A 19,180-nucleotide genomic window follows, 5' to 3' on the forward strand; every position below is an offset into this window, starting at 1 on the left:
GAGAGAAGGAGTGAATCGCGTGAATCCCTTTGAGGAAAAATGTCAACTCTTCATCCAGGAGCGTCGTCCGGAAGTCGGGCCAATCGTTTTTGCAACGGCACGAACGTTCATCAATGCCCGAGGACTGAGTGTCTATGAACGAATTTATCAAGGCAAGGAAGAGGTTCGGTTAGCATTTGTCGAACAAACGAACGGACAACAGCTTGTTTCTTTAATGGAGAACACATTCGGAAACGGATTAGTCTATTTCGTATCAACGGCAACGGCGACGTGGGACGGCAAAAAATTCGGAGAATACACGTTTTAATTACATAACGAGTCCCAGTCAGGTGAGGCTGGGGCTCTTTCTTGTCGAAACTTATCAGAATGGGGTAACGTATAATCAACTATACGCTCAATCAATCCCTTTCTATGAAAAGGAGGAAGTGTTTTGCAACACGAGGTGAATACACCAAAATCTTCGACACGACGCCTCGCGACCGTCTCGTTGATTTTTATGGCAGTCGGTTTTGTCGCGTCGCTACCGTTTAAAGAAAATGCTTGGATTTTTTGGCTTCAAAGTGGTTTTGAGGCCGGTCTCGTCGGTGGAATCGCCGATTGGTTCGCGATTACAGCCCTGTTCCGTCATCCGCTCGGTTTAAAGATTCCACATACGAACTTGCTGCCGAAAAATCGGGAACGGGTCATCGAATCGATTGTCCAGATGCTCGAAAAAGATTTATTGAACAAAGAAAGCATCGTCGAAAAGCTGCGCCACATGACGCTTGCAGATCGCTTCATCAAATTATTACGTTCACTTGTGTTAGTCCCGGCGTTTCGATCGACCGTGACGGAACTATTGATCGGGATTTTACGAAAGCTTCCACGGGCATCAATCATCAAGGCGGTCGATGAGCGAATCGTTGAAACGATTCGAGCGTACCCGGCGAAGAAATTAGCCGATCGCTTAATCGATTTGAACGATGAGCGCCGACTCGATGAGTTGGCGATTGATCAACTGCTCGGTTACGGACAAAAACTCTTGCAAGACCCCGTCATCCGCGATCAAATCGGACGACTTGCCTATCAGGCAATGATTGATCAAGAAAAAAATACCTTCTTACGGGTGACAGCGAAGACGGTCCAAAAAGTCTATTCGGAGGAACGCCTCAGCATTGTCATCCAAAGTGTCCTTTTGAGTGTGATTCAAGACATGAAACACGTCCATCATCCAAATCGGTTGGCGATCATCGATCACATCCGTCGGAATTTGGCACAGCTCGCACAAGATGATGTCCGATTAGAGAAAATCGATGCGTGGAAGATGCAAGAAATCGAACGGATTGATTTAGAGCCGATCCTCGATCGTGCCTACACGTCAGGCATCGCAGAGCTAGAGACGTACTTTATATCAGATGCATTTTGGGAACAACGGGCACTGCCTTCAATGAACCAGGCGCTTGATGAGTGGGAACACCATCCGACGTTCAAAGACGAGAGCGACCGCTGGATGAAAGACCAACTCGTCCGGTTCGTCGACCAAAACCATGCGCGGATCGGCGGACTCGTCCGTGAGAACTTGAACCGGTTCGATACGGAAACGTTGATTCATATGATTGAGGACAAAGTCGGAAACGACTTACAATGGATTCGGGTCAACGGAGCGATTTGTGGATTTTTCATCGGTTTAATTTTAGGTGGAGTCAAACTATTTTTTGCGTAAAAGGAGACTTCTGATGTGGCAACAAGAAGTAACATTGACGTCTGATTATGATTTTGAGGGCGTCCGGACCCGCCTGTTGAATGATTCGCTACAGCAACAATCGGCAGATGCCTTACGGATTCCAATTCGTATCGACGAAGTGCCGTGGATTGGTCAAATCCGGGCGGACGATCGTCGAACAATCGTGTTGGCGGGGGATGGACCAAAACAACCGATGGTCGACGCGATGCGCCGGCGGTTTCGTTTAGATGAATCGAACCCGGCCCTTGAATTAAAGCGGACGACGCTGGCACCGATTGTTGAAACGTTTGGTGCGGAACGGCTTGTGCTCGATGTTGATCCGTTTACAGCATTGATTCGCTCCATCATCCATCAGCAAATCAACCTGTCGTTCGCACGCGTCTTGACAGACCGGGTCTTTCGGACATTCGGGACGACAATCGACGGCGTTGTTTTTCCACCGACGCAAGCTGAACTTGCGGGTGCTTCGGAAGAACAACTTCGGGCGCTGCAGCTATCGGGTCGTAAAGTCGATTATTTGTTACGGGCGGCGACCGCAAATCTTGACTTTGAACAACTCCGGCAGGCGGAAGATGCGGTCATCGCAGAACAATTGATTGCCTTAAAAGGCGTCGGTCCCTGGACGGTCCAAAATGTGTTGATGTTCGGCTATGGGCGGAGAGATCTATTTCCGGCGTCCGATATCGGAATCTTGCGGGCATTCGAACGCTTGAATGGCGTTCGTCCGACTGTCAATGAAGCGATTGTTCTCGCTGAACAATTTGCCCCGTACCGCAGTCACGCTGCTTACTTATTGTGGCGTTCGATTGAATAAGGAACTATTCTTGTCACCCTCTAGTGAGAACGGTATAATGAATGCGACAGAACGAGTCATCGTTCGCAGAAACGACGAGTAGCGGTCTGACCGCTCGACATAGAGGGGACGAATGTGTATGTATACAGATGAACAAATCATCGAAAAAGCAAATGAGATCGCTAAAATGATTTCTGAAACGTCAGAAGTCGAACGGTTTAAAGCGGCAGAGGCCAACATCAATGGCAACGAAAAAGTCCAAAAGATGATGAAACAAATCAAGTTCCTCCAAAAAGAGGCAGTCAACTGCCAGCACTACGGAAAAACAGAGGCACTCGCGCGTGTTGAAGCAAAACTGGATAAATTATTTGCTGAGCTCGATGAGATGCCGGTCGTCCAACAGTTCCAAGAGTCGCAAGAAGAAGTCAACGGCTTACTTCAGTACATCACGGTGACAATCTCGAACGGGATTACGGATCAAATCATCGAAGCAACGGATGGCGATGTCTTAGCTGGAAAAACGGGCAGTGGGATGGAAGCTGAAAACAAAAGCGGCGGTTGCGGCTATTAATCAATGAAACGAATGGGAAAGCCGACGGAAATCCGTCGGCTTTTTCTACGAATGAGGTGGAAAGATGGAAGCAGTACACAACACACCAATGATGAAACAATATTTTTCAATTAAGGCGGATTATCCGGATGCCTTTTTATTTTATCGACTCGGTGATTTTTATGAACTATTTTTTGATGATGCCAAACAAGTGGCCCATGAACTGGAGCTGACGTTGACGGCGAAGAATGGTAAGAATGCTGAACATCCGATTCCGATGTGCGGCGTGCCGCATCATGCGGCAAACGGGTACATCGAACAATTGATTGAACGGGGATATAAAGTCGCTCTGTGTGATCAAGTCGAAGATCCGAAGTTGACGAAAGGACTCGTCAAACGAGAAGTTATTCAAGTCATCACACCGGGTACTTTAATGTCGTCCTTGACGGAAAAGGAAAACCGTTACCTCGTCGCAATCGCTGAACAGGAAGGGCGGTTCGGGATTGCCCGCGGGGACGTCTCGACAGGCGAGAGTGCCTTGACGAGTGTTACTTCGCTCGACGCCGTCATCAAGGAACTGAGTATCATCTTGCCCCGGGAAATCGTCGTGACGAATCCGGAGCACACAGCAGCATTACAGTCGTTACGGATCCCGTTGACGGAAAGCACGCGCCGTGAAAGTCATCCGCATGGTGACCGGGCGATCGATGCGGCACAAGCGGATGCGTTCGCTGTCCTTTATGCCTACATGCACGATACGCAAAAACGTGCCTTGTCGCACTTGCAACCGGCGCTTGTGTACGAAGCGACGGACTTTATGCAGCTCGAGCCGAATACGGTCAAAAATCTGGAACTTGTCCGGTCAGCGCGAACAGGCGATAAAAAAGGTTCGTTGCTTGGATTACTCGACATCACGGGAACAGCGATGGGCGGCCGGATGCTTAAGCGTTGGCTTGAAAAACCGCTCTTGTCGGAACAGACGATTACGGAGCGGCTCGACGCGGTCGAAGAACTGCTTGGACACTACTTTGAGCGGCACCAGTTGAAGGATACGTTAAGAGAAGTCTATGACCTCGAACGACTCGTCGCAAAAGTCGGCTACGGAACGGCTTCTGCCCGTGATCTCGTCCAACTGAAAACGACGTTACGATTGATTCCACGGATACAGGCAGCGCTCGAAGAACTGCTCAGCCAGCGTCTCGGGCAATTAGCGATTGGACTTGATCCGCATGACGAGTTAACAGCGTTGCTTGATGCGGCATTCGTCGAAGCCCCACCGATTTCAACGAAGGACGGTGGGATGATCCGGACCGGCTTTAACGCCGAGCTCGATGAATTGCTGACGGCTTCAAAAGACGGGAAGACGTGGCTTGCGACACTTGAAGCGAGTGAACGGCAGGCGACGGGCATTAAAACGTTAAAAATCGGCTACAACCGTGTGTTTGGGTATTACATTGAAGTATCACGTGCCAACGCCAAGTTACTCCCGGAAGGACGCTACGAACGAAAGCAGACGCTTGCAAATGCCGAGCGTTACATCACGCCGGAACTGAAAGAAAAAGAGGCCTTGATTCTCGGCGCGGAAGAAAAAAGTATCACGATGGAATATGAACTCTTCTGTGGTGTCCGTGACCAAGTCAAAACACACATTGAGAGCTTGCAACGGGTCAGCCGCCGGATTGCGGAACTCGATGTCCTCGTCGCGCTCGCGGAAATCGCCGAAACACATGATTACGTTCGTCCGGTGACGACGAACGGTCGAAGCGTAGCGATTGAAGACGGCCGTCATCCGGTCATCGAAACAGTCTTACCACGCGGGGAATATGTCGCAAACGGAATCGCATTAGACGAAGCGCGTGAAATGTTATTGATTACGGGACCGAACATGTCCGGTAAATCAACCTACATGCGCCAGTTCGCCTTGATTGCCTTACTCCACCAGATCGGTTCGTTCGTCCCTGCAGCGCGGGCGGAACTTCCCGTCTTCGATCAAATCTTCACCCGGATCGGGGCAGCGGATGATTTAGTCAGTGGACAATCGACGTTCATGGTCGAGATGGTCGAGACACAAGAGGCATTGGCACGAGCGACGGATCGGTCACTTATCTTGCTGGATGAAATTGGTCGGGGCACGTCAACGTATGACGGAATGGCCCTCGCCCAAGCGATTGTCGAGCACATTGCCGATTCGGTCGGCGCAAAAACGCTTTTCTCGACCCACTACCATGAGTTGACGGTGCTCGAGGAAACGATCGCGAAGCTTGCGAACGTCCACGTCCGCGCCGTCGAACAAAACGGGCGCGTCGTATTCCTGCATGAAGTCCGGGACGGGAAAGCCGATCAATCCTACGGGATTCATGTTGCCCGTCTCGCAGATTTACCGGAAACCTTGATTTCGCGGGCAGAAGTGCTATTGTCTGAGTTCGAACAAGCTGATCAAAGCGTCAAACCACCGGTCGACGTCACGCCGCCAGTACTCGAGGCACCAATCGATCAGATGAGCCTGTTCGCAGAACCGGACCCTGTCAAGGAAACGATTGCGACGCTTGATTTGATTAACATGACACCGCTCGATGCACTCAATACGTTGTATCGGTTGCAAGCAGAAGCCAGAAAGTGAGGAGATAAGGGATGGGCATCATTCGTGAATTATCGGATTCGTTAGCAAACCGGATCGCGGCGGGAGAAGTCGTCGAGCGACCGGCTTCCGTCGTCAAGGAGCTCGTCGAAAATGCACTCGATGCCGGAGCGACACAAGTCGATGTCGAACTTGAAGAAGCAGGGATGAAACGGATGACGATTCGCGATAACGGACACGGGTTTTATCCGGAAGATGCGGAACTCGCTTTCGTTCGTCACGCGACGAGTAAGATTAAGGATGAACACGATTTGTTCCGGATCAAGACACTTGGTTTTCGGGGCGAGGCATTGGCCTCGATTGCGTCCGTCAGTAAAGTCACGCTGAAGACGAAACGAGCCGATCAAGAAGGGGTCCAATTGATTCTCGAATACGGAAAGTTACTCGATCGTTCGGCTAGCGCGATGAACCGGGGAACAGAGCTGACCGTTGAACACTTATTCTTCAATACACCAGCCCGCCTGAAGTATTTGAAGACGACACATACGGAGCTTGCGGCAATCACCGATGTCTTGAACCGGATGGCGTTCGCCCACCCGGAGGTCAAGTTCCGTGCTGTCCATGAAGGGAAAGTGTTGATTCAGACGAATGGTTCCGGTGACGTCCGGCAAGCTTTAGCGAGCGTCTACGGGCATCAGACGATTCAAGGGACACTTGTTGCGACAGCATCCAACGCAGACTATCAATTGACGTGTCATCTCGTTAAACCCGAAGTCACACGGGCGTCGAAAAACTACATCACCTTGATTTTGAATGGGCGTTCGGTTAAAAACTTTGCCTTGTCGCAAGCCGTCCTGAATGGTTATCATACGCTGCTGCCGATCGGTCGTTTTCCGATTGCCGTCATTGAGGTGACGATGGACCCGCTATTGATTGATGTCAACGTTCATCCGGCAAAACGGGAGGTCCGTTTGTCGAAGGAAGCGGAGCTATGTCAATTGATTCAAGAGACAATTCGTATGACACTCAGTCGCGAGACGTTGATTCCGCAAGTGACGAAACCAAAACCTAAAAAAGACCCGAGTGCTCAGGAACGACTCGACTTCTCGTACAGCGTCGCGCCAATCGAAGAAACGTCGTCGCGTGCAGTCTGGAACTATCCGATTCCAAAACGTGAAGCGGTTCATGAGACAGAAGGACGACAGACTGACCAAGCAGTCAGTTTTGAAGGGGAGCAACGGGAAGAAGAAGGAGAGAACGTTCGACAACCGGAGGACACTCGACCGAAGTTTCCCCATCTCGATGTCATCGGTCAACTGCACTCGTCCTATATCGTCTGTTCCGGCGAGGACGGGATGTATTTGATTGATCAACATGCTGCCCAGGAGCGCATCAAGTATGAAACGTACAAAGTGATGTTTGGTCGTCCGCTCGAGCAACAACAGCAACTGTTATTGCCGTACACGTTCGAAATTTCATCTGACGACATGAAGCGGATGGATGAAGCATTACCGTTACTGCTGGAAGTCGGAATTGAGCTGGAGGCGTTTGGACCACAAAGCTTCATCGTCCGTGAAGTGCCGACCTGGTTTCCCTCGCACCGGCAGGAAGAGACGATTCAAGAACTGATGGATGAAGCGTTGATGAAACAAAAAGTCGACATCGAACAGTACCGGGAAGATGCGGCGATCATGATGGCCTGCAAAAAATCCATCAAAGCCAATCATCCGTTGAATGAAGAGATGATGCGACGGTTAATCGTCGACCTGTCACAAACCGAGATGCCGTTCACGTGTCCACACGGCCGACCGGTCATCATCGAATGGACGACGTATGAACTGGAGAAATTGTTTAAACGTGTGATGTGAGAAGAGTATTTACCTCTCGCAAACGAAAAGAATCTTCCTGAAAAAACGCCGATGACTCCGTATGAAAAACGGGATTATCGGCGTTTCGTGTGTCATGGTCTATCCCGTCAAATATCGACTGTCTAAGCATAGTCTTAGGCAATAACAGCTTCTTTTTTTCGTTGCTTGCCCGCCTCTTATCATCGCGTGAAAACGCGCTTCAGGCTGTAGACAAAGTGCCATCGGGAGATCAAGCGTCTTTTTTCGTTGCTTGCCTCGGGCGAGGCGCAAGCCGTTGCTCCTTGACCCTAACGGACAACGAGCAGGGTCTTGCCTGCCTCTGAACGTGCGTTAAACACGCACTTTTCCCCGTAGGAGTCAACGAAACGTGACGCTTTTTAGATAACACTATGACGGAAAGCCAGTCATGCAGACGGTTTAGGGCGCAATCCGTCTCGAATCGCTTTGAAGACGAGGCGAGACAGGGAAGCGCGACCGGATTGTCTTTCGTTATCGCATGTTCACGCTTCATAAGAGTTTGTCTACACGCTGATCGCGTGAAAATGCGCATTTTCCCATAGGAGTCAACGCAAAAGCGAAGCTTTTTGGGATTACACTGAAAAAAAGACGTTTTAGAGCGTGTTTCGTCTTGAATCGCTTCATACACGTTCATCTGTTCAAGAACAGTTCTTGATGCTTAAAGCTGTAATGTATCAAGAAGTATCCCTTCAATTCATGTGAGAACGATTACATCAACTAATTTGACTCATTTCATTGATTGTTCACAAACAGAAGCGGATAATGAACAGTGAATTCGGTTCATACAAGGGGAAAAGGAATTATGTCTACAAAAATGCGCGCACTTCTTTCATTGATTGGGCAAGTGATCCTGATCACTTGTTTTGCGACAATCGGTGAACTGATTAGTAAAAGCTTGGACTTAGCGTTGCCGGGGAATATCGTCGGACTCTTGTTGCTCTATTTAGCGCTCAAGGCGAAAATCGTCCAAGTCAAACATGTCGAACGGGGCGGTCGGTTGTTGCTGCTCATCATGCCGTTGTTCTTCGTTCCGGCGTTGTCCGGGATTATGGACTATACGGCATTCTTACGCCAGTACGGCTTACAGGTCGTATTGATCGTCATCATGAGTAGCTTGTTGACGCTCGTCGGTTCTGCCTACATCGTCGATCGACTTGCTCATCGAAAAGATGGGGTGACGCCACGTGATTAAGGCACTATTTTGGTTGATTCTGACGATTGTCATCTTTTTGATTGGATTTGCCGGGTATCGGCGGTATCCACGAGTCTGGACGTTACCGATTTTGACCGTGACGGCAACAATGATTTTGATTTTGTCACTGACGGGTGTATCCCACGCGACCTATATGACTGGCGGACAGTATTTGACGAAAATGCTCGGTCCTGCCATCACCGCCTTCGCGATTCCGCTCTATACGGTCCGTCACCATGTCCGGCGTTTTTTACCGGAAATCGGTTTAGGTGTCGTCATCGGGACGAGCATCGCCTTGACGTCAGATATCGTCTTTGGTCTCCTGTTACATCTCGGACGGACGACGAATCTGGCACTGCTCCCGAAATCCGTCACGCTACCCGTCGCCCTGTCGATTTCAGAGCGTTCGGGTGGAACGGCGACCTTAACCGCGACGTTCGTCCTGATGACAGGGCTCGTCGGTTCACTTGTCGGTCCACGCTTGATGACGGGGTTAAAGATTCGTCACTTCGTCAGTCGGGGTGTCGGACTGGCTTCGATTGCCCATGTCATGGGTGCAACGAAATCGATGACGCTCGACCAACGGGAGGGTGCGGTCGGATTGCTGACGATGGTCTTGACGGCGATTTTTGCGAGTGTCCTGGCACCCTACATCATTCGCTTCATTTATTAACAGGCAAAAAGCTGTCCGACGGTTGAAACCGGCGGGACGGCTTTTTCGTATGTACATCATGCTAGGGGACAGGGGAGACGGGGAAATCATGATTATCTGGATTAATGGAACATTTGGAGTAGGAAAAACGACGGCGGCTAAGGGATTACAAAAAAGAATACCGGGATCTGATATCTTCGATCCGGAATCAGTCGGTCAGTTGTTGAGAGAACAATTACCGTGGACACGCACGTATAGCGATTTTCAAGATGAACCGTTGTGGCGGGAACTGACGCGGGTGATTCTCGAACGAAGCAATCAATCCGGCAATCGGACGATCATTGTACCGATGACGGTGACGAACCCGATCTATTTTGATGAAATCGTAGGTGAATTAAGACGACGGGGGTATCTGGTCCATCATGTTTCATTGATGGCTTCTACGACTACGGTCAAACGACGTTTACTTCGGCGATTTGAACGACCGGATTCCTGGGGAGGCCAGCAAGCAGATGCCCGCATTCAAGCATTGACTGATCCGCTTTTCAATCAACATATCCAGACAGATCGACTGACGAAGCAAGGGGTAGTTGATGCGATTGCGCTAATTTGTGACTTGCATGTAGCACCGCCATGTCGTAAACGTCTCTTTTGATGATTGATTCACCCGAATTCAGGGAATTAACAGGGAGATACGAGATGGATTAAAGACATCCCTGTATTTTTTGAAGATAAGTAGGGGGATTTTTTTATGAGAAACTGGATGACCGAAAAGATAGGAAGACAACTGATGTCGATTTTTTATGGGGTATTCGCGATTGGGGCATTGACGTCATTTGCGAGCTACCTATATATCGACGGTGCAGCAAGTCAGACGAAACGTCAAGTACTCGACCAATTAGAGAAAACACAATGGTTCTGGTTTTTGAACTTACTGATTTTCATTTTGTGTCTTATGTTCATCGTCAGACCGATCATCAATCGGTTGACGGAACAGCTGCAAGAGCTGACGAAGAAAAGTCACCGTCTTGCAGAAGGGAAGTCGATTTCCTTAGAATATGACCGCCAATCGAATAACGAAGTCGGTCAATTAACTGACTCCTTTTACGAAATGGCCGATTCAATTTCGTCCCAACATACCGATCTATCACGACAAAATCAGGAGCTCGAACAAAAACAAGATGATTTGACCGGTAAGCAAAGAGAACTCGAACAGTCTTTGACGGCAACACGATCGAATGAATTGCACCTGAAAGATCGGAATGAATTGATTGAGACATTGGCTTCCAAAGAAAGTTTATTTGATTTTTCTTCCGTCATCAGTACGATTGTCCGTTTGACGAAAACGGAGTTCGGGGCATTACTGTTCATCAAAAATAATGAGATTACGTCTGTTGTACCAAAAGAGATGACCGATGAGCAGCAAGAGAGCTTAAAAACGGAATCGTTACTGTTGAAACGGGTCATGGTCTCAAAAGAAAGTGCACAATCGACGAAGCAAGTGACCGAAGATCGGTTGCTAGGTTACCCGTACTACATTCATGAAGCGGTCATTCCAATCATGGACCCGGCAAAAGATGAATTGATCGCATGCCTTTATTTAGCACGATTTGATGAAGCGTTCACGGAACATGACATCACCGAACTGGCATCGTTCGCAAAACAGATTGCGATTTCACGGATGCGGATGACGTTATATGAACAGATGGACTATGAGCGGGCGGAAACGGCGCAACTGTTAAATTCTGTCCGCGAAGCGATATTATACGTCAAACATGAAGAACGAGTGATACTCGGGAACCGAGCATTGTTTGAAATCTTCCAGTCGCTTCAGATTGAGGAAGAAACAGATATGACGACGTTTCTTGAAGTGAATCCCGAGACGATGTTCGAACAGATGGATCAACGAGAGGCATTCGCAATGTATTTCGAGGAGGTCCTCGCTGGTCAGATTCCGACAGACATGTTTTCTTTATCGATTGACGACGGCACATACTTTATTCAAGTCTATGCTGAAGAAATCGTTCATGAGGGACAACCAATCGGGACAATCCTCGTCTTTCGGGATGTAACGCCTGAAACAGAAGTCGACCGAATGAAGTCCGAACTCGTTTCAACGGTCTCGCATGAACTACGGACACCATTATCATCAATCTATGGTTTTACCGAGTTGATGTTAAAACGGGATTTAGGTCCGGATCGGAGCAAACGGTATTTACAGACAATTCATGACGAATCAAAACGCCTGACTGATCTCGTCAGTGATTTCTTGAATGTACAACGGATGGAATCAGGCAAGCAGTCATACGAGAAAGAGGTATTTAATCTCCTCGATGTCGTCAAAGAGCAAATTCAATTTCATCAGGCGACGACGGAACGGCATAACCTTCAACTCGATGCGGATCAAGGGCAGACATTCCTAGTGGAAGCCGATCGTAACAGCATGAAGCAACTCCTCGGTAATTTATTAAACAATGCCGTGAAGTACTCGCCGGACGGCGGTGATATCATCATTGGTTTACTCGAGCATGATACGAACATCGAACTGAGTGTCCGTGATTTTGGTGTAGGAATCCCTGTCAGTTCGACGCCACACCTGTTTAGTAAATTTTATCGCGTCGACAACTCGGATAGTCGTAAAATCGGCGGAACGGGACTCGGATTGTCGATCTGTAAAGAAATCGTCCGCGAGCATGACGGAACGATTGAAGTGGAGTCTGTCTTAGGAGACGGGGCACTCTTTAAAGTCATGTTACCGAACGCAACTAAAAAGTAAGCAACCTACCTGTCTTTTCAACAATTTATTTTGTTGGAGAGACAGTTTTTTTTGTAGGGGATGTTTAAGGGCACCGCGAATGATTAAACAAAAACGAGTAGCTGAAAGGGGGGCTAGACGATGCGAGAATGGTATGGTGCAGCAACAGTTTGCGTCAATGAGAAAAATGAAGTGTTGATGATCAAGAGTTATGGTTCCGAGGCGTGGGCAGTCCCGTCCGGTGGGATTGAGCCAGGGGAAACAGCAGCCGAATGCTGTGTTCGAGAAGTAATGGAAGAGACCGGATATCACGTAAAGGTTAAACAGAACCTATTTATCTAAATTAGGCGATGAATCGCCACCCTCTCTTTCGGGTATACTCTTTGTAAGGAGGTGAACATCATGCTGACACACAAGGCCTACAAATTCAGAATATACCCGACAAAAGAGCAGGAAATCCTGATCGCGAAGACAATCGGTTGTTCGCGCTTCGTCTTCAATCACTTCTTGGCGAAGTGGGATGAGACGTATAAAGCGACAGGTAAAGGACTGTCCTACGCGTCTTGCTCGAAAGAAATTCCGATGTTGAAGCAGGCGTTCGACTGGCTGAAGGAAGTCGATAGCACGTCTGTTCAGACGAGCGTCAAACATCTTGCTGATGCCTTTGACCGCTTCTTCAAGAAGCAGAACGAACGACCCCGCTTCAAGTCAAAGCGCAACCCTGTTCAATCGTATAAGACAAACATTCAGGGCAAGTCTCAACTTCCAGAAGTCTCGATCGTCGGCGCCAAAATCAAAATTCCAAAGCTGAAGTGGGTGCGTTTCGCCAACTCGAGGCAGGTCGTAGGACGCATCTTGAACGCGACCATCCGGCGGAACGCTTCAGGTAAATACTTTGTCTCCCTGCTCGTCGAGCAGGAGAGCAACGAAATGCCGAAGACGGACTCATCCGTCGGCGTCGATGTCGGATTGAAGCACTTCGCCATCCTGTCGGATGGCACGGTATACAAGAACGACCGTTACTTCCGTTCGCTTGAGAAAAAGCTGACACGTGAACAACGTAAACTCTCTCGTCGTCAACGGTTGGCCTTGGACAAGAAAGTAACACTTTCCGAGGCGAAGAACTATCAGAAGCAGAAGCGGAAGGTCGCCCGCATCCACGAGAAGATCGCAAACAAGCGAACCGATTTCCTGCACAAGGTATCGACCGAGATCGTCAAAAAACACGACGTCATCGGCATCGAGACCTTGCAAGTGAAAAACTTACAGAAGAACCGCAAATTGAGCAAGTCCATCTCTGATGTCAGTTGGTCGGAGTTCTTCCGCATGCTCGGATACAAGGCGGAATGGTACGGGAAGACCGTCGTGAAAGTCGGAAAGACCTTCGCCTCTAGTCAACTGTGCTCCCGTTGCGGACATCAACACAAAGACGTGAAACATCTTGGTTTGCGTGAATGGACATGCCCGAGTTGCGGGATCCACCACGACCGTGATGTGAACGCAGGACTGAACCTCAAACAAGAAGCTGAACGCCTCTTAGCTTCTTCAACCGTCGGGACGACGGGGTTAGCCTGATCAATTTTCGACCGTTAGGTCGGATAACTCAGGAATCCTCCACCTCTGAGCGAAGCCTAGGTGGAGGTAGTTCAAGAAACAGACCGTCATCCAAACGATTCAAGTTGAAACGATATATTTCGAAGTCATCCGAATCGGTGACAGTCAAGGAATCAACGACCCGGACGAAACGATTGAACAGGTGGCGTGGATGTCGCGTGCTGAATTCGAGACAATCGAACACATGTATCCGGAAGAACACATGTATCCGGAAGATGTTCTTTTTTTGATGGAGTGGCTCGACGGTCGTGAGAATCCTCATAGCGCTCTGAAAGTTCGAAAAGCGTGCCTGGAGCTGAAGAACACCTGAATTCTACAACCATTTCGTGAAAAATTAGCACGTTTACTTGCAAAAAATCAAAAGTATGCAGGGATTGCTGCTGCCGAATCTTCCTAGATATAGTAGTCGTACAGACAGAAATAAAGCGATATCTAGGGAGTGATAGTGATGGAAGTGAACACCTTGTACCGACAAGTGATTGAGGAACCAACGACCAACCATGTCCAAGAAAATGCCAACATCGATGGCAAAGCACCGCTAGCGAAGTTAAACCGGATCGCGAGTGCGGCGGCGCGGGCGATGATGGAAGACGTGCTCGTGACGCCTCGCGTTAAACAAGCGTTAGCGGACAATATCCTCTATATCCATGACGCTGACTACTATGTCACGGGAACGACGACCTGTTCTCAAATTCCGTTAGGCCGCTTACTGACGAACGGATTCCAGATGAGTCACGGGTCGATTCGTCCGGCACAAGATATCCGTTCTGCGATGGCGCTCGCTGCGATCATTATGCAGGCGAATCAAAACATGCAGCATGGCGGGCAAGCCTTTCCGAATTTTGATACCGATTTAGCTCCCTTCGTCGAGAAAACATACGCACGTCAAATGAAGAAAATTAATCAGATTGCTCCGAGCTGGTCGAAGGCACGTCGTGCGAGATATGCTCGCCAAGAAGCATACGAAATCACCTATCAAGCATGCGAAGCCTTTATTCATAATACGAATTCAATGCATTCACGCGGTGGCGGACAAGTCCCATTCATCTCGATTAATTACGGGACGGATACGTCGTTTTACGGTCGAATGCTAACAAAAGCCTTACTTGAGGCGACACTGGCAGGTCTCGGAAAAGGGGAAACGCCCATCTTTCCGATTCAGATTTTTAAAGTCAAAGCAGGTGTGACGTTAAATCCGGGTGATCCGAATTACGATTTATTTCAGCTTGCGACAAAAGTCACGGGAAAACGGTTGTTTCCGAACTTTGCATTTTTAGATGCCCCGTTCAACGTCAGCAAGACAGCAGAAGAAGTTGCCTACATGGGCTGCCGAACACGCGTTTTTGAACATCGTCAAGGGGAAGCTTCCGTGACGGGGCGGGGAAATCTGTCGTTTACGAGTGTGAACCTCGTTCGGCTTGCCTTGACGAGTCAAACGGTCGATCATATGTTTACGGCATTGACGGAATATACGAATCTTGCTTGCGAACAGTTGCTCGAACGGTATCAGTACCAAGCAAATCGACGGGCAGAGGAATTTCAGTTTCTGTATCAACACGTCTGGCGCGACGGGGAGACGCTTCAACCGACCGATCGCATCGAGCCGGTCCTTCGCCACGGGACGCTTTCGGTCGGATTCATTGGTCTCGCGGAAGCGCTCGTCGTTTTGACAGGACATGATCACAGCGAATCAGCGATTGCACATAACATCGGCCGGGCGTTGATTCAGACAATGCGTCACGTTGTCGATCAGTTCGGGGATGAGACGGGATTGAATTTTTCACTGATTGCGACACCGGCGGAAGGATTGTCTGGAAAATTCACGGCGCATGATGTCGCAAAGTTTGGTTTGATTGCCGGTGTGACAGATAAAACCTACTATACGAACTCGTTCCATCTTCCGGTGACGGCAACGGTAACGATGCGTCAAAAGATTCGCCTCGAAGCACCGTTTCACGCGCTGTGTAACGGAGGACATATTACCTATGTCGAGACGGATGGAGCGCTCGCAGAAAATCCGCAAGCCGTCGAGGATATCGTCCGGATGATGGCGGCAGAAGGAATTGGCTATGGCTCAATCAATCATCCAATCGATCGTTGTTTGACCTGTCGGACGGAACAGACAATCGAACAGACGTGTCCAGTCTGTGGCGGAGAAGACATTGAACGGATTCGGCGGATTACGGGATATCTCGTCGGGACGATGGCGCGCTGGAATGAAGCGAAACGGGCGGAAGAACAGGACCGGGTCTACCATGGTACGACTGCTATCGATCGTCGCTGACTCGGTCGTCGATGGTCCCGGCTTACGGACGGTCATCTTTTTCGCCGGCTGTCCACATCGGTGCCGAGGCTGTCATAATCCATCGTCGTGGTCGCTTGAGGCAGGTACAACCTACTCGACTCCTGACGTCATCAAGCGGGTCGAGGAAATCGGATCAAAACGAATTACGCTGTCGGGGGGTGAACCATTCGTGCAACGCGAGGCACTCGAACAGCTCGTCCTGGTATTGCGACCGGACTATGAGATTTATTTGTTCACCGGGTATCGGATTGAAGACTTAGTTAAAGATGAACGCGCGTGTCGAATCTTACGGCAACTGGATTGTCTGATTGACGGACCCTACATGGAGCAGCTCCATGATACGAGCCTTGCCATCCGTGGCAGTACGAACCAGCGGATTCTCTCCGCCAAACAGATTGAGGAGTATATCAAGAACAGATAGCGGACGGATTGCAGACAACAAAAAAACGCCGATGCTCCCATTTTCATCCGGAGTCATCGGCGTTTTCATGTCTATTCTTTTCATTCATAACGGCAGGAAGCGAAAGCTAACGTTACGCGTATTTTTTTTCAGCGACCGGTTCGACGACCGATAATGTTTCCGATGGACGCTTTTTAATGAAGAACGAAAGGATTAAGGCAAACAAGGCGAGCAATGTCGCGATGAAAAACGTATCATTGATTCCTTCGACCATCGCTTGCGTCATGATCGTTTTCGGTGCTGTCGCCGGTGTTGCGTTCGCAGCAAGATCCGTTGCGTAACTCGCTGTCCGTGATGTCATGACGGAAATGAGTAAGCCGGAACCGATTGCTCCTGATACTTGCGATAACGTATTGTTGAGTGCCGTACCATGTGGTGTCAAATGTTGTGGAATATGATTGAGACCGTTCGTCATGACGGGCATCATCACCATTGAGATTCCGAGGAAACGTAATGTGTACATGATGACGAGGAACGAATACGCTGTATCTGCCGTCAAACGACTGAAGAAGAACGTTGTTAAGACTGTCAACGACAATCCGATGATGGCAAGCACCCGGGCACCGAACCGGTCAAACAAACGACCTGTGATCGGAGACATAAACGCCATGACGAGTGCACCGGGTAACATCAAGAGTCCAGAGTGGAACGGGGAAATCCCGCGAATCGTTTGGACATAAATCGGCATCAAGATCATCGCCGAGAACATCGACATGTTAAGGACCATCGAAATCCCTTGTGATAAAGCAAACATCGGATATTTAAAAATCCGGAATTCAAGCATCGGTTCGTCGAGACGTAATTGTCGTATAATGAATGAGACGAGACTGATGACGCCGACTGTTAAGGAGCCGATGACAGCGAATGATCCCCAACTGGCTGAACCGGCTGAACTGAATCCATACAACAACCCACCGAATCCAAAACTGGACAACACGAGTGACAGGCGATCGATGCGTAAGCTGCTTGTGACGACTTCTTTTTTTAGTAAGAAGAAACCAAGAACAAGAACAAGTGCAGCAATCGGTGTCACGATGTGGAACAGCATCGGCCATTCGTAATGCTCAAGCACCCAACCGGACAGGGTCGGACCGATTGCCGGTGCAAATGTGATGACGAGTCCGAAAATCCCCATCGCTTGTCCGCGTTTCTCGATCGGGAAGCCGGTGATCAAGACGTTCATTAATAATGGCATCATGATGGCAGAACCAGATGCTTGTAACATCCGTGAACCGAGTAAGACGGGGAAGAGCTCCGTTTGACCCGCGACGATGGTTCCAATCGTAAATAAGCTCATCGCCGTTAGAAACAGCTGGCGGGTTGAGAACTTTTGGACGAGAAAGGCAGACGTCGGAATCATGATGCCGTTGACGAGCATATAGCCCGTTGTCAGCCACTGGGCCGTACTGGTTTGAATATCGAGCGAAACCATAATGGAAGGTAAGGCGATATTTAATAGCGTCGAGTTGAGGACGGCAACGAACGCGCCTGCCATGAGGACAGCTAAAATAAGATAAAGTCGAGATGATTGCTTGGTTGATTGCATTTCGTTATGCTCCTTTTATACTACGTGTCTAATTTGTTATACTTCAATTCTACAACTTAGCTATCTTACCGCCTGAAGCAAAACATTACAAATTATTTGCTTTATACACTAAAATAAAAAAGATTGAGGTAAAATCGAATGTACTCAAAAAGATCTTTTACTAGAAGAGGGATTAGAAAATGAACCCAAAAAAGAAACAACTCCTGGATGCTGCGTATCGTCTGTTCGTCGAAAAGGGATACCAGTCCACATCGATTCAAGATATTCTCGATCACAGTAATGTCTCGAAAGGGACGTTCTATAACTATTTTTCATCGAAAAACGAATTGTTCATCGACGTATTTAACGTCGTCTTTGAAAAAATGCGTAATGTTCGAAAAGACATTTTGGTCGGACGCGACGTGTCGGATTATGAGACATTCATCCAACAAGGTAACTGTTACCTTGAACTGATGCAAAAATATAAGCTCTATACCTTGTTTGAAGAAGCTGTCGCTTCGAACGAAAAAGAACTGAAGGCGTTCATGGAAAAGAACCGATTACTTGAAATCGAATGGACCTATCACCGGATGCGTGATTTGTTTGGCGAGGAAAAAGCACCATACTTGCTTGACTTCGCCGTCCTTTATACAGGGATGCTCCAATACGCGATGTATTTTTTCCGTCAATCGGAAAAAAATACACAACCGGAGCGGGTCGTCCGTTACGTCTTTAATCGGTTGACACATTTCGTCGACGACGTCAGTCGAACGGAAGAACAATTGATTCCACCACGTTTCCTCTCCGTTTGGCTCGATCGTCCGCAAGATGAGGTCGTCATCCGGAAAGAACTGTTCGTAAAAACAAATGAACACATGAAACGGTTGATTGGCTTGTCGGCGATTTCAGATGCTTCAAGGGAAGCACATAACGAAGTGCTTGATTTTGTCTATGAAGAACTGCTCGAACGAAAAAAACCAAAAATTCATCTCCTCCGTCGTGCCCTCGATACGCTCGACGAGGATCCAATCTTCTGTGGACAGGACATCATGGCGACGTATAAAGAAATGGTCGATGAAATCGTGATGATCCGGACAAAATAACAATGAGTCTTGTTTGCGTCCCAAAAAGGTACTATGATAGGAAA

At 48.6% G+C, this 19,180-nt stretch carries 17 protein-coding genes; 16 read left to right on the top strand and 1 reads right to left on the bottom strand.

Annotated elements, in window-relative coordinates:
- Positions 1–19 precede the first annotated feature (19 nt).
- The 15 genes from AC0VYQ_RS05555 (at position 20) to nrdG (ending at position 16,469) form a co-directional block, all read left to right on the top strand.
- Positions 20–307, top strand: coding sequence for a hypothetical protein (locus tag AC0VYQ_RS05555; protein ID WP_029333199.1), 288 nt, complete (start codon positions 20–22; stop codon positions 305–307).
- Positions 308–430: 123 nt separating this feature from the next.
- The gene (locus tag AC0VYQ_RS05560; RefSeq protein WP_475404410.1) at positions 431–1,702 is read left to right on the top strand and encodes a DUF445 domain-containing protein; all 1,272 of its coding nucleotides are present in this window, start codon (positions 431–433) and stop codon (positions 1,700–1,702) included.
- Positions 1,703–1,715: 13 nt separating this feature from the next.
- Entirely contained in the window at positions 1,716–2,537 is an 822-nt protein-coding gene (locus AC0VYQ_RS05565) for a DNA-3-methyladenine glycosylase family protein (RefSeq protein WP_475404411.1), read from the top strand.
- 112 nt (positions 2,538–2,649) lie between these two features.
- Positions 2,650–3,087 carry a YlbF/YmcA family competence regulator gene (locus AC0VYQ_RS05570; protein WP_029333202.1) on the top strand — a complete coding sequence of 146 codons (438 nt, stop codon included), beginning with the start codon at positions 2,650–2,652 and terminating at the stop codon, positions 3,085–3,087.
- 64 nt (positions 3,088–3,151) lie between these two features.
- The gene (gene mutS / locus AC0VYQ_RS05575; protein ID WP_475404412.1) at positions 3,152–5,686 is read left to right on the top strand and encodes a DNA mismatch repair protein MutS; all 2,535 of its coding nucleotides are present in this window, start codon (positions 3,152–3,154) and stop codon (positions 5,684–5,686) included.
- Between the two features lie 11 nt (positions 5,687–5,697).
- A complete protein-coding gene (mutL, locus tag AC0VYQ_RS05580; RefSeq protein ID WP_475404413.1) occupies positions 5,698–7,512 on the top strand; it encodes a DNA mismatch repair endonuclease MutL in 1,815 nt (604 codons plus the stop codon).
- An 820-nt stretch (positions 7,513–8,332) separates the two neighbouring features.
- A complete protein-coding gene (locus tag AC0VYQ_RS05585; RefSeq protein ID WP_214894458.1) occupies positions 8,333–8,722 on the top strand; it encodes a CidA/LrgA family protein in 390 nt (129 codons plus the stop codon).
- Positions 8,715–9,395: an LrgB family protein gene (locus AC0VYQ_RS05590; RefSeq protein WP_475404414.1), complete on the top strand. Its 681-nt coding sequence runs from the start codon at positions 8,715–8,717 to the stop codon at positions 9,393–9,395. Before AC0VYQ_RS05585 ends, AC0VYQ_RS05590 begins: the two co-directional genes overlap by 8 nt.
- Before the next feature lie 88 nt (positions 9,396–9,483).
- Positions 9,484–10,029, top strand: a complete 546-nt coding sequence (locus AC0VYQ_RS05595) for an AAA family ATPase (protein WP_475404415.1) — start codon at positions 9,484–9,486, stop codon at positions 10,027–10,029.
- Positions 10,030–10,125: 96 nt separating this feature from the next.
- A complete protein-coding gene (locus AC0VYQ_RS05600; RefSeq protein WP_475404416.1) occupies positions 10,126–12,150 on the top strand; it encodes a HAMP domain-containing sensor histidine kinase in 2,025 nt (674 codons plus the stop codon).
- Positions 12,151–12,270: 120 nt separating this feature from the next.
- Positions 12,271–12,471: an NUDIX hydrolase gene (locus AC0VYQ_RS05605; protein WP_214845376.1), complete on the top strand. Its 201-nt coding sequence runs from the start codon at positions 12,271–12,273 to the stop codon at positions 12,469–12,471.
- A gap of 60 nt (positions 12,472–12,531) precedes the next feature.
- A complete protein-coding gene (tnpB, locus tag AC0VYQ_RS05610; protein WP_475404417.1) occupies positions 12,532–13,704 on the top strand; it encodes an IS200/IS605 family element RNA-guided endonuclease TnpB in 1,173 nt (390 codons plus the stop codon).
- Between the two features lie 190 nt (positions 13,705–13,894).
- On the top strand, positions 13,895–14,053 hold the full coding sequence (locus AC0VYQ_RS05615) for a hypothetical protein (RefSeq protein WP_475404418.1): 159 nt from the start codon (positions 13,895–13,897) through the stop codon (positions 14,051–14,053).
- 138 nt (positions 14,054–14,191) lie between these two features.
- On the top strand, positions 14,192–16,027 hold the full coding sequence (locus AC0VYQ_RS05620) for an anaerobic ribonucleoside triphosphate reductase (RefSeq protein ID WP_475404419.1): 1,836 nt from the start codon (positions 14,192–14,194) through the stop codon (positions 16,025–16,027).
- Entirely contained in the window at positions 15,999–16,469 is a 471-nt protein-coding gene (gene nrdG / locus AC0VYQ_RS05625; protein ID WP_475404420.1) for an anaerobic ribonucleoside-triphosphate reductase activating protein, read from the top strand. Before AC0VYQ_RS05620 ends, nrdG begins: the two co-directional genes overlap by 29 nt.
- A gap of 112 nt (positions 16,470–16,581) precedes the next feature.
- Here the strand turns inward: nrdG and AC0VYQ_RS05630 are convergent, their stop codons facing one another.
- Complete coding sequence (locus AC0VYQ_RS05630) at positions 16,582–18,054, bottom strand: MDR family MFS transporter (RefSeq protein ID WP_475404421.1); 1,473 nt, start codon at positions 18,052–18,054, stop codon at positions 16,582–16,584.
- Positions 18,055–18,233: 179 nt separating this feature from the next.
- Between AC0VYQ_RS05630 and AC0VYQ_RS05635 the strand changes: the two genes are divergently transcribed.
- Complete coding sequence (locus AC0VYQ_RS05635) at positions 18,234–19,136, top strand: TetR/AcrR family transcriptional regulator (protein ID WP_475404422.1); 903 nt, start codon at positions 18,234–18,236, stop codon at positions 19,134–19,136.
- Positions 19,137–19,180 lie beyond the last annotated feature (44 nt).

Source organism: Exiguobacterium sp. QJM3NY_9, assembly GCF_056173545.1.